Source organism: Kastovskya adunca (genome assembly GCF_059505785.1).
The window spans coordinates 137,251-152,169 of record NZ_JCACLG010000032.1; the positions used below are offsets into that span (position 1 = coordinate 137,251).

At 48.6% G+C, this 14,919-nt stretch carries 12 protein-coding genes and 1 pseudogene; 9 read left to right on the forward strand and 4 right to left on the reverse strand.

Going from position 1 to position 14,919, the window contains the following annotated elements; translation table 11 throughout:
* A partial coding sequence (locus AC5JR3_RS12270; protein WP_495846331.1) for a tetratricopeptide repeat protein occupies positions 1-324 on the forward strand: 324 nt, incomplete at its 5' end.
* A 62-nt stretch (positions 325-386) separates the two neighbouring features.
* Here AC5JR3_RS12270 and lnt read toward each other — a convergent pair.
* Positions 387-1,937 carry an apolipoprotein N-acyltransferase gene (gene lnt, locus AC5JR3_RS12275; RefSeq protein WP_495846546.1) on the reverse strand — a complete coding sequence of 517 codons (1,551 nt, stop codon included), beginning with the start codon at positions 1,935-1,937 and terminating at the stop codon, positions 387-389.
* A gap of 114 nt (positions 1,938-2,051) precedes the next feature.
* A complete protein-coding gene (gene gyrA, locus AC5JR3_RS12280) occupies positions 2,052-4,646 on the reverse strand; it encodes a DNA topoisomerase (ATP-hydrolyzing) subunit A (RefSeq protein ID WP_495846333.1) in 2,595 nt (864 codons plus the stop codon).
* Positions 4,647-5,664: 1,018 nt separating this feature from the next.
* Between gyrA and AC5JR3_RS12285 the strand changes: the two genes are divergently transcribed.
* The 4 genes and pseudogenes from AC5JR3_RS12285 to AC5JR3_RS12300 all read left to right on the forward strand — a co-directional run bounded on the left by AC5JR3_RS12285 (position 5,665) and on the right by AC5JR3_RS12300 (position 8,216).
* The gene (locus AC5JR3_RS12285) at positions 5,665-6,582 is read left to right on the forward strand and encodes a histone deacetylase family protein (protein WP_495846334.1); all 918 of its coding nucleotides are present in this window, start codon (positions 5,665-5,667) and stop codon (positions 6,580-6,582) included.
* 24 nt (positions 6,583-6,606) lie between these two features.
* A pseudogene (locus AC5JR3_RS12290) lies at positions 6,607-6,732 on the forward strand (IS630-like element ISAcma32 family transposase); the annotation flags it as partial.
* A gap of 376 nt (positions 6,733-7,108) precedes the next feature.
* Positions 7,109-7,336 (forward strand): EF-hand domain-containing protein, encoded by a 228-nt coding sequence (locus AC5JR3_RS12295; RefSeq protein WP_495846336.1) that lies wholly within the window; start codon positions 7,109-7,111, stop codon positions 7,334-7,336.
* A 520-nt stretch (positions 7,337-7,856) separates the two neighbouring features.
* Positions 7,857-8,216 carry a helix-turn-helix domain-containing protein gene (locus tag AC5JR3_RS12300; protein ID WP_495846338.1) on the forward strand — a complete coding sequence of 120 codons (360 nt, stop codon included), beginning with the start codon at positions 7,857-7,859 and terminating at the stop codon, positions 8,214-8,216.
* Here AC5JR3_RS12300 and AC5JR3_RS12305 read toward each other — a convergent pair.
* Positions 8,161-9,300, reverse strand: a complete 1,140-nt coding sequence (locus AC5JR3_RS12305) for a DUF58 domain-containing protein (protein ID WP_495846340.1) — start codon at positions 9,298-9,300, stop codon at positions 8,161-8,163. The genes AC5JR3_RS12300 and AC5JR3_RS12305 overlap by 56 nt on opposite strands.
* A gap of 327 nt (positions 9,301-9,627) precedes the next feature.
* On the opposite strand from AC5JR3_RS12305, the gene remA reads away from it, so the two are divergent.
* From remA to AC5JR3_RS12320, 3 genes are read left to right on the forward strand one after another with little or no spacing between them, the layout of a single operon-like run.
* Entirely contained in the window at positions 9,628-9,894 is a 267-nt protein-coding gene (remA, locus tag AC5JR3_RS12310; RefSeq protein WP_495846342.1) for an extracellular matrix/biofilm regulator RemA, read from the forward strand.
* A gap of 15 nt (positions 9,895-9,909) precedes the next feature.
* Positions 9,910-10,473, forward strand: a complete 564-nt coding sequence (gene gmk / locus AC5JR3_RS12315) for a guanylate kinase (protein ID WP_495846344.1) — start codon at positions 9,910-9,912, stop codon at positions 10,471-10,473.
* Between the two features lie 18 nt (positions 10,474-10,491).
* Positions 10,492-11,454: a CHAD domain-containing protein gene (locus AC5JR3_RS12320; protein WP_495846346.1), complete on the forward strand. Its 963-nt coding sequence runs from the start codon at positions 10,492-10,494 to the stop codon at positions 11,452-11,454.
* Positions 11,455-11,536: 82 nt separating this feature from the next.
* On the opposite strand, the gene glpK is transcribed toward AC5JR3_RS12320, so the two are convergent.
* Positions 11,537-13,054, reverse strand: a complete 1,518-nt coding sequence (gene glpK, locus AC5JR3_RS12325) for a glycerol kinase GlpK (RefSeq protein WP_495846348.1) — start codon at positions 13,052-13,054, stop codon at positions 11,537-11,539.
* 81 nt (positions 13,055-13,135) lie between these two features.
* Between glpK and AC5JR3_RS12330 the strand changes: the two genes are divergently transcribed.
* Positions 13,136-14,917, forward strand: a complete 1,782-nt coding sequence (locus tag AC5JR3_RS12330; RefSeq protein ID WP_495846350.1) for a glycerol-3-phosphate dehydrogenase/oxidase — start codon at positions 13,136-13,138, stop codon at positions 14,915-14,917.
* The last annotated feature ends 2 nt before the right edge of the window (positions 14,918-14,919 follow it).

Sequence of the window (14,919 nt, forward strand, 5' to 3'; positions counted from 1 at the left end):
GAGCGCATTGGTAATCTTCAAGGGAAAGCGGCGACGTTGCACAATCTAGCTACTATCTACGCCGATACTGGGGAAGTTGAGCAAGCGATCGCTTACTATCAGCAGTCCTTAGAAATAGAAGAGCGCATTGGTAATCTCCAAGGGAAAGCGGCGACGTTGGGAATGTTGGGGCAGTTGTTAGCAGACAATAAAGGAGACTTTGATACAGCACTAGATTATTTGCAGCAATCCCTAGAGATATTTCAGCGTCTCCAATCACCCGACGCCGAGACAGTGAGGAAAATCCTTAGCAGAGTGCAACAGATGAGAGACAACATCTCGTAAAAGCGATGCGATTCTTCTGTTAGTCGTAAATAATCTTACTGAACCTAGACAACGCTCTCGGTTTATCGACGGTAAAAAACAACCCAACACCCTAACGCCGACACCCCCAAAACTGGCGTCAGCCAATCGCCCCATCCCACGTACAAAGTTCGCGTATTCCGGCGATAGACGGTATCGGCGTGGATTTCGTAAGTATTGATATCAGACATCCACACCGTTCTGCCGTGGGGGTCTACAACTCCCGAATATCCCGTATTAGTAGCGCGGACTGCCCATCTATCGGTTTCAATTGCCCGCATCACATCTTGCGCGTGGTGCTGTGCTGGCATGGCTTGACTGTAGTGGGCATTATTAGAAGCCGTGAGGATAAACTCACCCCCCCGTGCTGCCTGAGCGCGAAAGTGACTGGCAAACGCTGATTCATAGCAAATACCAACGATTACCCGACCAAACGGCGTTTCAAATACCTGATCCGGCAAACCTGCCGTTTGGTGTTCCTCCAAAGGCGACAGCCGCTGAATAATCATCCCTAAAACTCGCTCAAAGGGAACATACTCCCCAATCGGCACCAACTTCACTTTGTTATAACGGCTGAAGATCTCACCGTCGCTGGCGATCGTAAACAAGCTGTTGGTGTAGCTATTGCCCTGTTCTCCAAAGGCTCCCAACCAAGCCACAACACCTTTTTCCCGCACTGCCGAAACAAAGTCGCTACCCCTAAGCTTACTTTGGAAAAACGGCAAAGCCCCTTCCGGGGTTAAAACGGCATCTACTCCTTGATCTGCCAAGGTGCGATAGCCGTTGGTGTAGTTTGTTATTGCTCGGCGTCTGCCTTCGTCGTAAAGCTTGATGGTGTTGGGGATGTTTCCTTGAATAATTCCCACCTTGAGGGCTGTTTCTGGGGATTGAGCTAAAGCACGACTGTACAATCCCAGCCCCATCAGGTGTAGGACAATTAACAGCCCCGTTGCCACCATTACCAGCGTTGTCGGTTTTTCAACAAATTTAAGGGGGGAATTTTCCGATTTTAACCCTCTCAAGCGCAATTCTTGATAGCGAATCCAGGCTTCAGCTAGCAAGCCATTTACCGCAACGAGCGCCGCCGTCACTGTCATTGGCCCCGACAACTGACCGAGGTGTAAAATTACTAGGTTATGAGGACTTTGGGTATAGGACAAAGAAGTCCAGTACAAAGCCCCCAATCCCCAGAAAGCTTCCAAGCCACACCAAAGGGCGACACCAGCCAAGACACGAGTTAAGACCAACAAAGAATCGTTTGCCCTGGTTTTCTTTGCTTTTGCCTTTTCCAAGAAAACCATTCCCAGTGACCAGGATGTCACGAGCGCCACGCCCCAGAAGGTGATGAAAAGCCAGCAAAAAAGCGCGATCGCTACACTCGCCAACCATGGCACCCCCATCCAAGTCATCGGGTGAACGCCCGTAACCCAAAACAGTGCCAAGCCGTGATAGCCGAATCCCCACGCTACAGCTAGGGCGATCGCGCTTTTGTAAGGATGTTGCTGTTTGGCGGCATTAACAACCAAAACCCACAGGGGAACCAGGGCAATCCACGCCAACCCCCAAGCTTCTACAGGGGCTGGCGTTATTCCCATCAGCACGCCGCCAGTCAAAGCCACTCCCAATTGGAAGCCGTTCAACTGACGGGACAACAGTAGCTTCGATGTCTTTAACAAGGACTTTGTTCTACCTATCTACCTGCTTTTAGCTTAATCACTCTCTTCGAGTTCTAGCTCATCTTCAGTAGAGGGAGGAACCAAAGCCACAGCCGCGATCGCATCATCCTCATCTAAGCGCTGCACTCTCACCCCTGTTGCCATGCGGGATTGGGGCGAAATCGCTTCAATTGCCTGACGAATGATAATGCCGCGAGTCGTGACAATTATCAACTCGTCATCTTCATTGACGATGCGGAGGGCTGCCAACTTATCCTTATTTTTGTGAGACTTGAACTTCGTTGCCAGTAATCCCATTCCGGCGCGATTTTGCAAGCGGAACTGTCCCACAGGCACCCGTTTGCCGTAGCCTCCCATAGTCACAACCAGCACCCACGGGCCTTGTCCTGCGGTGACGAGAGTTTCCTCAACGGCGGTTTCCTCGGCGTTCAGGTCTTCTGTTTCCTCCTCAATGTCCGTCTCATCAGCAGTTCCGAGATTGGCAACCACCTGACTAGGTAGGATATCCATACTAATCAGCTCATCCTGGGCTTTGAGTTTCATTGCCCGGACACCTCTGGTGGCGCGACCGAGAGGACGCAACTGATCGTGATTGGCGAGGAAGTGGATTGCCATCCCCTGACGGGAACCGATGATGATGCTGTCATCGACTCTGGCACGTCGTACCCAGCGCAGTTGGTCGCCTTCTTCTAGGGAAATAGCAATCAAGCCATTTGCCCGGATGCTTTTGAAGGCGGAGAGGGCAGTCTTTTTGATGTAACCCTGGCGAGTCAGCATCACTAGATACTCATCTTCTGCAAACTCAATCACAGGGACGATGGAGGTAATTTTTTCGTCGCGGGGTATGGGCAGCATCTGCACAATCGGCACTCCCCGTGCTGTCCGGGAAGCGGCGGGGATTTGGTAAGCTTTCAGGCAGTAGGTGACGCCGCGATCGCTAAAGAACAAAACACTGTCGTGGTCGCAGCAGGTGAGGAAATGCTCCACCCCGTCATCTTCCTTCATCCGAGTTGCGGCTTTGCCACGAGTTGCCCGTGCTTGTGCCTCGAAGGTATTGAGGGGCATCCGCTTGATGTAGCCTTGCTCCGTCAGGATGATAATGGCTTGCTCGTTGGCAATTAAGTCCGTATCCTCCAACTCCCCTTCCATCAGTTCGATGACTGTGCGCCGGGGAGTGGCATGAGTGGCTCTAAGCTGATCGACTTCCGCTTCAATAATCTCTAGGATGCGCTCGCGCCGTGCCAGGATATCTCTCAAGTCGGCAATTCGCGTTTGTAACTCTTCGTGTTCTGCCTGAATCTTCTCCGCTTCTAAGGCAGTGAGGCGGCGCAGTTGCATTTGCAAAATCGCGTCGGCTTGAGCATCGGAGAGTCCAAATTGCTCAATGAGTCCCTGTCGCGCTGTAGCGGTATCCGCCGCTCTGCGAATGAGGGCAATTACTGCGTCTAAATTATCTAAGGCGATCAGTAGACCTTGCAGGAGGTGGTCGCGTTCTTCCGCTTTCCGCAGTTCGTACTGCGTCCGGCGGATAATCGTCTCGATGCGAAAATCGAGGAAAACGCTCAAGAACTTCTTCAGCGTTAGCAACTGTGGTTCGTTGTTCACCAACGCCAGCATGTTTGCCCCAAAGTTCATCTGTAGGGGCGTTTGCTTGTAGAGGTTGTTGAGAACAACGCGGGGGTAGGCATCGCGCTTAAGTTCGATCACGATCCGCATCCCGTCGCGATCGCTTTCATCTCGAATATCGGAAATCCCTTCTAGGCGCTTTTCGTTGACCATTTCGGCCATCTTCTCAATCATCCCTGCCTTATTGGTCTGGTAAGGCAGTTCCGTGATAATGATCGCTTCTTTGTCTGGACGCCCCCGCTGCTGAAGTGTCTCGATCTCTGCCACACCCCGCATCGTAATCGAGCCACGTCCGGTGGTATATGCGTCCCTAATTCCTGATGTGCCGAGGATCTGTCCCCCAGTCGGAAAGTCCGGGCCTGGGATATACTTCATCAACTCCACATCCGTGAGGTCTGGATTGTGGATCAGTGCCACCAATCCATCAATCAACTCTCCTAGGTTGTGGGGAGGGATATTCGTTGCCATCCCCACGGCAATCCCACTGGAGCCATTCAGCAGTAACTGAGGAACACGGGCGGGTAAGACGGTGGGTTCTTGCTGAGAAGCGTCAAAGTTATCAATAAAATCAACTGTTTCTGACTCAATATCCCGCAGCAGCGCCTCGGTTGCCAGAGTGTGCAAACGACACTCCGTGTAACGCATTGCAGCCGGGGGGTCATTATCTACTGAGCCAAAGTTACCGTGTCCATTAATCAACGGTTCGCGCATGGAAAAATTCTGCGCCATCCGTACCAAGGCGTCATACACCGCTGTATCTCCGTGGGGATGGTACTTACCCAATACTTCCCCAACTACACGAGCGCACTTCCGAAAGGGGCGCTCTGGTGTTAAACCTAGCTCGTGCATGGCGTAGAGAATCCGCCGATGAACAGGTTTGAGACCATCCCTGGCATCTGGCAAAGCCCTACCCACAATTACGCTCATTGCGTATTCCAGGTAAGACTGGGACATCTCATTCCGCAGATTCGTAGGGATGATCCGCTCCTGGGATGTACTCATAGAATGAATTTCTCCATTAAAAATTAGAATTTGGCAGCTAAGACGAGAAAAGCCGTAAAAGATACCACTTTTCGTTCAAATAGTTGCCAAATATTGATTGTTTCTTCTAAAATTTTAACACAATTACCCTCTCGGCAGCCGCTGCTGCTGGGAGGCGGTAGGTGTGGAGTCAGAGAGATTCTATAAAAAGAGTTATTGCCTTACAGCATAGAAGTCTTGGCTCTGCAAAACTTATTCATCGCCGCTGACTAAATACCGACTTTAATAACTAAAATTATTAGAAATTTTTGGGGTTATTGAGCTTAAAAAACCTAAATAAGTAGGACGTGTAAATAATTAAAGATTTGTAAAAGGCTTTCGCCCCAAAGTAGAGCTTAAGCCCTGACTACGAACCTATTTTTAAAAATAGAGTGCTTCACAGGTGATGTGTTCTCCTCTACTTAATTAGCTTAAATAAGTGACTGAAATCTTGTTAATGTTTGCCAAGGCGCTGATGATCTAAAATAGTAACAGCCATAATTCCCAGAGAGCTAATTAACAAAATTCCTCCTATAGAGAAAGTTGTTACTGCGATTGGGCCAAAAATTGTGTTACTAGTCATCAACCAACAAAACAAACAGGTAGACAAAAACAAACCAACAAGGAGTCCGGCTGCTTTCCTGCATTCCATGAGCCAATTCCGATATTAAAAGAAGTTTATTCTTAAGCTTAAAACTGAGGCTTTATCCTAGACATGCCTGTTATGAAAAATTAACATAAAGCACCTTTATGAATGACTGAAATTGCTTATTTATCGCTTGCAATTAATGCTGAAATGTATTGCATCCCCCTTCAGAAATAAAATTTTTGCAGGGGTAGTTAGTTGTATTTTGAAATATTTTGCTAGCTAAATTATAGTCAACTTCCAAACGTCAGTTCAACATCAAATCTCACTTTATGTGTTGATTTCCTGATACGGGAAGGTTGATTTTAGATAAAATCTTTAAAAGTATGGTGTTGCCCTGGGGTTTCTAAAACTATGTTGCCAGTTATTTACTCTGATGAGTTTCTCAACCACAAAACTGGTCGATTTCACCCAGAGCGACCTGAACGATTGAGGGCAATTGTGGGCGCATTGAAAGCGACGACTTGGGCCGATCAAATCGAGTGGCAACTACCAACACCTGTTGAGCAACGCTCGGTAATGCCCCTGCTAGAGCAAGTCCACTCTCAGAACTACATTGACCTAGTCAAGAGCATTGCCAGTAGTGGTGGTGGGCTGCTGGATGCAGACACATCTATTTCCCCAGAAAGCTACCAGGTGGCATTATTCGCGGTGAATGCCTGGTTAGATGGGGTAGACCGGGTGATAGCGACGAATAACCCGGCTTTTGTGTTGGCGCGTCCACCGGGTCATCATGCCGAACGCAATCGGGGTATGGGGTTTTGTCTATTTTCTAATGCAGCGATCGCGTCTTACTATGCCCTCCAGCAACCCAATATAGAGCGCGTTGCTATCCTAGATTGGGATGTCCATCACGGCAACGGCACCCAGGACATTGTCGAAAGCCAGCCCAACATTGCCTACTGTTCCTTACATCAATCGCCTTGCTACCCCGGTACAGGTGCCGCCAGTGAGAGCGGACAGTACAACAATGTGCTGAATATCCCGATGCCCATCGGTAGCAAATTGGTAGATTACCAGCCGATGTTCGAGGAGAAAGTCATGCCGTTTTTGCACAACTTTCAGCCGGATTTGCTGCTGGTAAGTGCAGGTTACGATGCCAACAGTGCTGACCCTCTAGCAGGCATAGCATTAGAGCCGGAAGATTATGGCTTATTCACAGAATACTGTCTGCAACTGACGCGTCGCATTGTTTTTGGTTTAGAAGGGGGCTATCATCTAGCTGCCCTAGCGCAGTCCGTTATCGCCACGATTGAGAAGTGTTTGGTTTAGGGGGTGTTCACTCCTTCCTCGTTAGTTCGGCATCAGAAGCTCAGTCGGTTAACCCCAGAACAGCAACAGCAACTGAAAGCGATGGTGCTGAGACAACGACCGACCGACTACGGATACGAACGCCATATGTGGACGGGTGTGATTCTGTCCCATTGCTTCTCGATGAAGGGTTTCTACGTCCTGCATTTTTCCACGATCCGTGCTTTGGGAGTGCCAAATTCAACGACGGCAATGTAGCCAGGAGCCACGGTGTCTGAAGGGCTGATCTGCCTTAGCTTCATATTAACTCTGGATTGCATGAGGGCTTCAGAACCTTTACGAATGCCTGAGACTTCAAGGCGGGCTTTACGTTGAAAAAGGGGGTCTGAATCGTCTTATTACAGGCGACGGCAACAGACAACTTAGTCAAAACAGCTACTATAGATTAAGTTTTTAGGATTAGGACTACATCTATATCCTTAGTCAGACTCAGTTTTTTCAAAATCTTGAGATATTGAATTGAAAAAATTAATTCAGAGAGAAATTTATGGCAACTGAGCAAGAGCTTCAATCTCTTTTTAATACCTTGGATTCCGATCAAGATGGCAAAGTATCGAGTAATGAGCTTTTTTTAAGCCCGGCGTTAAATGCAGTCATTTCAGCAGAAACAGGTACTAGCCCCCAGGAAATGCTAGCGATGTATCGAGATGAAGAGGGTAATATTACCTTTGAAGACTTGAAACAAGCTGTTAAGAAAGCAGGGAATTTAGACTAAACGCGCTCGCCTCCAACTTCGCGGACAAGAACTGAGCTGTTTGAAAAAGACCCAACCACTCATCCAGATGAATGAGTGTCTTTCACAGTAAAAGTTTCATAATTTTATTGATGGAGGTATGGGCTAGTAAGTTTGGGGAATTTCCTTGAGTTTGCCTAGCCTCTGGCTAGAGGAATAAGCGATCGCTAACTCTTCATAGTTAGTTCACTGCCACCTCGTACTATCGCCAGTTACGCCCTAATACAAAGGTACAAACAACCCCCAATCAAAAATGAAGCCCCTTCTAGCGCGTTCTAGAAGGGGTTTTTATAGCGCCCTAGACATTCTGCGACATCGGGAACACTGAGGCGGCACAATCCTTATGATTCCCCAATGGGCAAGCGGCTAGCTGCTGCCGCTAGGACAGCTCGGACTTGGAATGGGTCAAAAATAAAACGCGATTAAGTTGGCTGATAAGTAGAGGGATCTAAAAAAACAGAAGATAGAATCAGACCTGAAAAACCATTAATTAAATTAAAGAATGCCTGCACCACGGTTTATCAGCTTAAACAAAGAAGAAGACAGCACCTTGTATGAACTAAGTGTCGCCAATGGAGTACCAAGGCGCACGAAACTGCGAGCAGTAGCTTTGAGGTTAAACGCCAATGGCTGGGCAGTACCAAGAATCGCGGCTTATCTACAACAGTCACAACAAACAGTCAGGCAGACCCTGCAAAGATGGCAAAACCGAGGACTAGCGGGACTGTGGGAAGCACCCGGACGAGGCAAGCCAATCATTGATATTTTTGGGAGAGAAGATGTTGCTGAGATTGCATCTGTTCCCATCAAGTCAGAGGTCGTTGCAACTGGCTTTGCAAAGGCTCCTCAGTATCGATGGTGATGCCGGGATGGTTACGGTTAGGAGGTTTTCCTGAATCCATTGAGAGAGACTGCCACAGTAGCCAACGGCTACCTGCGGTTAGGGAGTTGAGGCTGGTCGGGTTTTGGGTGAGCCAGATCAGGGGAAGGCTAGGGGACTCATGGCGACTATCTTCCTGAGCATGAATGGCGGCGAGGGCTTCTAAAATTACGGAGTTGCCGTGTAGTAGCCCGCTACTAGCTGTCCACAGCTTCACGTTGAGCTGACAGCGACAAGCGTAGAAGTAAAGGGAAGCGGCGGCGATGACGGCTTGCTCAAAGTTGTCTAGTTCCCATCCGGCACTATCTAGACAAATGACAAACTCTTGAGAGCCAGTAAAGACTTCCAACTCCCGCACCTGCAATTGCCCGAAACGAGCGCTAGTGCGCCAGTGAATTAGGCGGGTAGGATCGCCTACACGGTAAGGTCTTAAAGAGCGAGTCAGGTCTTCTGTGGCTGACTGAGAAAGGCGATCGCTAAAAAATTGGGCACTATCGTCTCTACCGATATGATCGACAAGGGGACAACTCGTCAGGGGTAAGACTGTCGGGTAAACAATCGCGGTTGCAGGAGCCTCCCAACTGCGACTACACCAAAACAATCCCAGGGGGGCTGCTGTTCTTAGCTGCACCTCCTGCCATCTATAAATGCCGCGTTTTTCAGCGGCTTGGTAATACGTCCAGTCATGGGTGCTGTGGGGAGGCAGAAACTCTAGGGGCGTCTTCACGGGTGTAGCCAGGACGTAGGGCAAGATATCCTGAACAAGTAATAAGCTTTTGGGTTTAGAAGACTGATTTTCAACTTCTAGGGTTATTGTGAGCAGATCTCCGGCACTCACCGGGGCAATAGCCTGACGGCGGATGGCAATGCCTCGTAGCGATCGCGCTGGCAAAATAGCGGCAAGTACTAACAAGGCAACAATGATGCCACTCAGGACATACAGCCAGCCTGCCATCGTATTAGTGGCGGCAGCAAAAAAACAAACGGCGACCGCTCCTAGCAACCAACCCGCATAAGCAGGAGTTACCCAATGCGTTTCTAACCAGTCAGCGAGGCGTTCTCTCATTGTTGTAGGTTCACAAGTATTGCAAAGGAAGAATTAATCAAAGAGAATTTTCACCATTAACTTCTTCAAAACTCCCTAGTCCTATAGCCAGGAGTTGGTTTGAGTAGATCTCATTTCAACTTTACCTCTACCTCTGGTAGTAAGTAGACGTAGTCATAGGAGGGAATAAACAGATGGTGCAAGGAACTATCTCAAGGCTGGCATAGAAAACCTAATGAAAAAACCGATAAATAACTTGTTCTGTTTGTTTTTAAGCTGATAAAACCTTTTTTTTGGCTACCATTAAGATTAAATCGCTCCTCAAGGGGCTAGTGCCCTTCGTTCGTTATGGATATTCAACTCATTAATATTGGTTTTGGTAATATCGTGTCTGCTAACCGGGTCGTAGCGATTGTCTCTCCAGAGTCAGCGCCGATTAAGCGTATTATTACGGATGCCCGCGATCGCGGACAGCTAATAGATGCGACCTATGGGCGTCGTACTAGAGCAGTCATTATTACTGATTCTAGCCACATCATCCTCTCGGCAATTCAGCCGGAAACAGTTGCTCATCGCTTTGTCATTAGCAAAGACGGTCAGAGCAGTACGGCCTAACTCAGCCTTTTTCCTATGCAAGCAGGTAGACTAATCGTATTGACAGGCCCAAGTGGTGTCGGAAAAGGCACCCTATTGAAAATGCTGTTACAGCGTCATCCAGAGCTGTATCTTTCCATCTCTGCAACGACTCGCCAACCCCGCCACGGTGAGGTTAACGGCAAACACTATCACTTTGTCAGCCGTCAGGAATTTGAACAAATGGTGACGCAGGGTGAATTTATAGAGTGGGCGCAGTACGCCGGGAATTATTACGGGACTCCTCGCTCAGCCGTAGAGCAGCAAATCAAGCAAGGTCACTGGGCGATCTTAGAAATTGAACTGCAAGGCGCTAGGCTGCTCAAAAAAACATTTCCTGCTGCTCTGCGAATTTTTATCCTTCCTCCATCTGTGGCTGAACTAGAAGATCGGATTCGCCGTCGCGCCCAGGATTCTAACGAGGCGATCGCTAAACGTCTCGCTAGTGCAAAAACTGAAATTGCAGCAGCGGATGAATTTGACATTCAAATTGTCAATGATGACCTCGAAAAAGCCCTAAAGGATATTGAATCCACAATTTTTGCCCCTACAAATTACTAATTTCAAAACATTTTTATCATGGCGTATCAACTTAAATCCGACGAATCTGTCCCTGACGGTATCAAGCGCATCGCAGATGAGCAGATTGAAAAAGCCGTGGCTCAGTTAACCGATCAAACTGACGACAGCCCAGACGAAGCCGTACATGATGCTCGTAAGCGCCTGAAGCAAATAAGAGCTTTGCTGCGTCTTGTACGAGATGAAATTGATGAAGATATTTATCACCGGGAAAACGCTTCTTTTCGCGATGCGGGTCGCCTCCTCAGTGACGTGCGTGATGCTCAGGTCAACCTAGAAACCCTTAATAAACTCACTAAGTATTTTGCGGATTATATTTCCCCTAATGCTTTTGAGGATCTGCGTCAGGCGCTAATGGTACAGATCCGCACCGTGAATGAGCGCGTATTTGAGCAAAATAATGCCACAGAAAAAGCCGCTCTTATGCTTTTAGAAGCACAGGAACGTATCAAGGCGTTGCCGATTGAAGCTGATAACTGGTCAGCCTTAAAGGGTGGCTTCAAGAAAGTCTATCACCAGGGTTATAAGGACTTTCCCCAAGCATTTAATAAACCCAGTGCAGAGAACTTTCACGAATGGCGTAAGCGAGTTAAAGACCTGTGGTATCAACTACGGATTCTGCAACCGATTTGGCCCGGTTTGATCAAAGAGATGGCGAATCAAACCAAAGAACTAGCAGATTATCTGGGGGATGATCATGACTTGGTGGTTCTTCGCCAGTTACTTTTGGATCAACCAGAACTATTAGGCGAACAGGCTGAACTGGATATCCTGCTTGGTTTGATTGACCGCCGCCGCATGGAGTTACAGCTATCTGCTAAAGCCTTGGGTAAACGAATTTATGCAGAAAAACCCCGTAGGTTTGTCAAACGTCTCAAGGCGTACTGGCAGGTATGGCAGTCTCAAATAAATCAGCCGCCCGTCGAGCAGATGCGATCGCACTTGGAGTCAGCAAAGGTTTAATAGCGGGAATTCAGTGTCAGGCGGGTTACCTGATGGCTGGGCAGAGTAATCCCCTGATCTCCTCATCCCCTCACACCCGCCCCTAATCGACCCAATTCTTAGATCGCTCGACGGCTTTGAGCCAGGTTTGGAAATGATCTTGAGCGGCTTGCTGTCCCTCTCCGGGTTCAAAGGTTTGATCGATCTGGCGGGTTTTCACTAGGGTACTGTAATTGTCCCAGAAACCGACAGCTAAACCTGCGCCAAAGGCGGCACCTTGAGCGGTGGCTTCCAGAACAGCGGGACGCTGAACGGGAATGCCGAGGACATCGGATTGAAACTGCATTAAAAAATCATTCTGACAGGCACCGCCGTCAACTCTCAGGAGCTTGATGGCGGTGTTGCAGTCTTTGTTCATCGCTTCGACGACTTCTTTGACTTGGTAGGCGATCGCTTCTAAAACGGAGCGAACTAAATGCTCTCGCTGCACACCACCTGTAATGCCTAAAAAGGCTCCTCTGGCACTCATATCCCAGTGGGGGGCACCCAAGCCACTTAATGCTGGGACGAAGTAAACGCCGTTAGTTGACTTGACCTGACGCGCTAAGGGTTCTGTCTGTGCCGCTGAATCAATTAGTTGAATGCCATCTCGCAGCCACTGAATGCTGGCTCCGGTGGTAAACATTGCGCCTTCTAAGGCGTAGTTCACCTCGGTTTTGCCGGATTGGGTGGCGTTTGTCCAGGCAATGGTAGAGAGGAGTTGGTTGCGCGATCGCGTTAATTCCTGCCCAGTAAAACCAATCAAAAAGCAACCCGTACCGTAGGTGCATTTCAACATGCCAGGGCGATCGCAACCATGGGCAAATAAGGCAGCTTGTTGGTCGCCAAACACGGCGGTAATCGGAATTTCTCTCCCCACTAATTCCGGGTCAGTTTTCCCAAATATCCCCATACTTGGCTGAATTTGAGGCATTATGGCAGCAGGGATACCAAATAAATCTAGAAGCGCCTCATCCCACTCTTGGTGTGCCAAATTCATTAGCATCGTGCGGCTAGCATTACTGTGGTCGGTGGCGTGGACTTGCCCGCCTGTGAGGTTCCACAGCGCCCAGGTGTCAATCGTCCCGGCTAAAACATTGTCGAGATTTACCTCAGGACGCTCTCGCTTTACCCAGTCGAGTAACCAGGCAAGTTTCGTGGCGGAGAAGTAGGCATCCAGTACTAAACCCGTGCGTTCTTGGATATCCTCTGCTTTGCCTTGCTCAGTTAACTGGCGACACAGGGGAGCCGTGCGGCGGTCTTGCCAAACAATCGCGTTGTGTAGAGGTTTACCTGTGGTTTTGTCCCACAGTAGGCAGGTTTCGCGCTGCACGGTTAGACCAATCGCCGCGACAGAATCAGCCGCAACACCTGTATCCTTGAAAACTTGCCGCATACAGGCGCGAGTATCTTGCCAAAGTTCCTCCGGGTCATGTTCTAACCAACCCGGTTGGGGATAATGCTGCGTTAACTCTTTATAAGCTTGACCCGCGATCGCTCCTTGCGAATCAAATAAAATGGCTCGGTTGCCTGTAGTACCGAGATCGAGTGCCAGGATGTATTGCGGAGTGTTTGTATTCATCACATTTTAAAACATTTAAATTTCGTCAGTCTTTTAATCAAAGCCTACACTTTTGGTATAAAAGGTTACTCGAACTAAATCATGAGAAATTTACAAACTATTACTAAGGAAACTTACGACTTGGTTGTCATTGGCGGGGGCATTAATGGCGCTGGCGTCATTCGGGATGCGGCGCTGCGAGGGTTAAAAACAATTTTGATAGAAAAGGGTGATTTTTGTAGTGGTACAACCAGTTGGTCAACGCGCTTAATCCACGGGGGATTGCGCTATCTAGAGTCTTTTGAATTAGCTTTGGTGCGGGAATCGTTGCGGGAGCGGGAGATTTTGTTGCATACTGCCCCCCATCTCGTTAAGCCTTTGTTGTTGACGATCCCAATTTATGGCGATCGCTCTCGTCCCTACTGGAAAATCCAAGCCGGGATGATGCTTTACGATACCTTGAGCTTTGATAAAAGCCTGCCACCCCACCGGATGTTGCCAAAAGAAAAGTTTCAGCAACTATTTCGCTACCTCGATCCGGAAAATTTACAAGGTGCTGCCCAATACTACGACGCTCAAGCTGCCTACGCCGAGCGTTTGGCACTAGAAAACATCCTCTCTGCTCAAAAAGCAGGTGCAACGGTGCTGAACTATGTGGAAGTCACCCAGTTGCAGCGACGAGGCGATCGCATTGTTGCCCTCACCTGCAAAAATTGCCTAACGGGGGAAGAGTGGGTTATTCAAAGTGGCGATCGCGCCATCATCATTAATACCTCTGGCCCTTGGGTTGATCAAGTGTTGCACTCAGGCGTGACTCTCTCAGAAAGTCGGGGTGCTGGGGAGCAACAAACGATTGACACTCCTCAAAACTCAGGACTCAGCACCCTTCGGCGAAGCTCAGGGCAAGCTCAGGACTCAGAACTCCCTTCCCCCAACCCCATTGGTAAAAAAGAAAAAATTGGTGCAACCAAGGGAAGCCACATTGTTGTCGATCCCTTTCCTGGCGCACCGACTGATTCTGCCTTGTATGTGGAAGCAAAAACAGACAAGCGTCCTTTCTTTATCGTCCCCTGGTTAGGAAAGATTTTGATTGGCACAACTGATACTCGCTTCCGAGGTGACCTCGATAAAATTAAGGCAAGCAATGAAGAGATTGACTACTTACTAACAGAAACTAACCGCATCATTCCCAGCGCTCAATTAACTCGTCAGGATGTCAAACTTACCTACTCTGGGGTGCGTCCCTTGCCTTATGCAGAGGGCAAAGAACCGGGAAGCGTCACGCGCAAGCATATTCTCTATGACCACAGTTCAGAGAAAGCGACTAACTTAATTTCCCTGATTGGGGGCAAAATTACCACCTATCGCCAAGTAGGGGAAGAAATAGTTGATGCGGTTTACAAGAAACTGGGACGTTCGGCACCGCCTTGCCCAACTCAGGATAAACCGTTACCAGGAGCGATTTTACCCAGTGATCCTCGCTTACAACAGGCATTAGAGAACTATGGCAATTCCTTAGCCCCAGCAACGATTCACTACCTGTTTTCAGTTTATGGAGCCAGAGCCTTGGAGGTTTTAGCGCTGACGGATTCAGAACCAGAACTAGCAGAAGCGATCGCACCCAATCTACCCCATATCAAAGCGCAAATTGTCTACGCCGTACAGTCGGAGTTTGCCCAGACTTTAGTAGACATTATTCGCCGCCGCACAATATTGGCAATCCAGGGAAATTATGGTTTTGATCTATTACCTGTGGTGACTCAGATCTTGATGAGATATTGCACTTGGAGCCAGGAAAAATGCGATCGCCAAGTTGCTCAATATCGCACTTACATGCAGGACAATTGCATCCCTGACTATGCTCTACCTAGTGAGGTTATGTAAGC

Excerpts from the sequence above, each read along its gene's own strand:
- AC5JR3_RS12295 (WP_495846336.1), top strand. The coding sequence starts at position 7,109 with ATGGCAACTGAGCAAGAGCTTCAATCTCTTTTTAATACCTTGGATTCC.
- AC5JR3_RS12300 (WP_495846338.1), top strand. The coding sequence starts at position 7,857 with ATGCCTGCACCACGGTTTATCAGCTTAAACAAAGAAGAAGACAGCACC.
- lnt (WP_495846546.1), bottom strand. The coding sequence starts at position 1,937 with ATGGGAATAACGCCAGCCCCTGTAGAAGCTTGGGGGTTGGCGTGGATT.
- remA (WP_495846342.1), top strand. The coding sequence starts at position 9,628 with ATGGATATTCAACTCATTAATATTGGTTTTGGTAATATCGTGTCTGCT.
- AC5JR3_RS12305 (WP_495846340.1), bottom strand. The coding sequence starts at position 9,300 with ATGAGAGAACGCCTCGCTGACTGGTTAGAAACGCATTGGGTAACTCCT.
- gmk (WP_495846344.1), top strand. The coding sequence starts at position 9,910 with ATGCAAGCAGGTAGACTAATCGTATTGACAGGCCCAAGTGGTGTCGGA.
- AC5JR3_RS12320 (WP_495846346.1), top strand. The coding sequence starts at position 10,492 with ATGGCGTATCAACTTAAATCCGACGAATCTGTCCCTGACGGTATCAAG.
- glpK (WP_495846348.1), bottom strand. The coding sequence starts at position 13,054 with ATGAATACAAACACTCCGCAATACATCCTGGCACTCGATCTCGGTACT.
- AC5JR3_RS12330 (WP_495846350.1), top strand. The coding sequence starts at position 13,136 with ATGAGAAATTTACAAACTATTACTAAGGAAACTTACGACTTGGTTGTC.
- AC5JR3_RS12285 (WP_495846334.1), top strand. The coding sequence starts at position 5,665 with ATGTTGCCAGTTATTTACTCTGATGAGTTTCTCAACCACAAAACTGGT.
- gyrA (WP_495846333.1), bottom strand. The coding sequence starts at position 4,646 with ATGAGTACATCCCAGGAGCGGATCATCCCTACGAATCTGCGGAATGAG.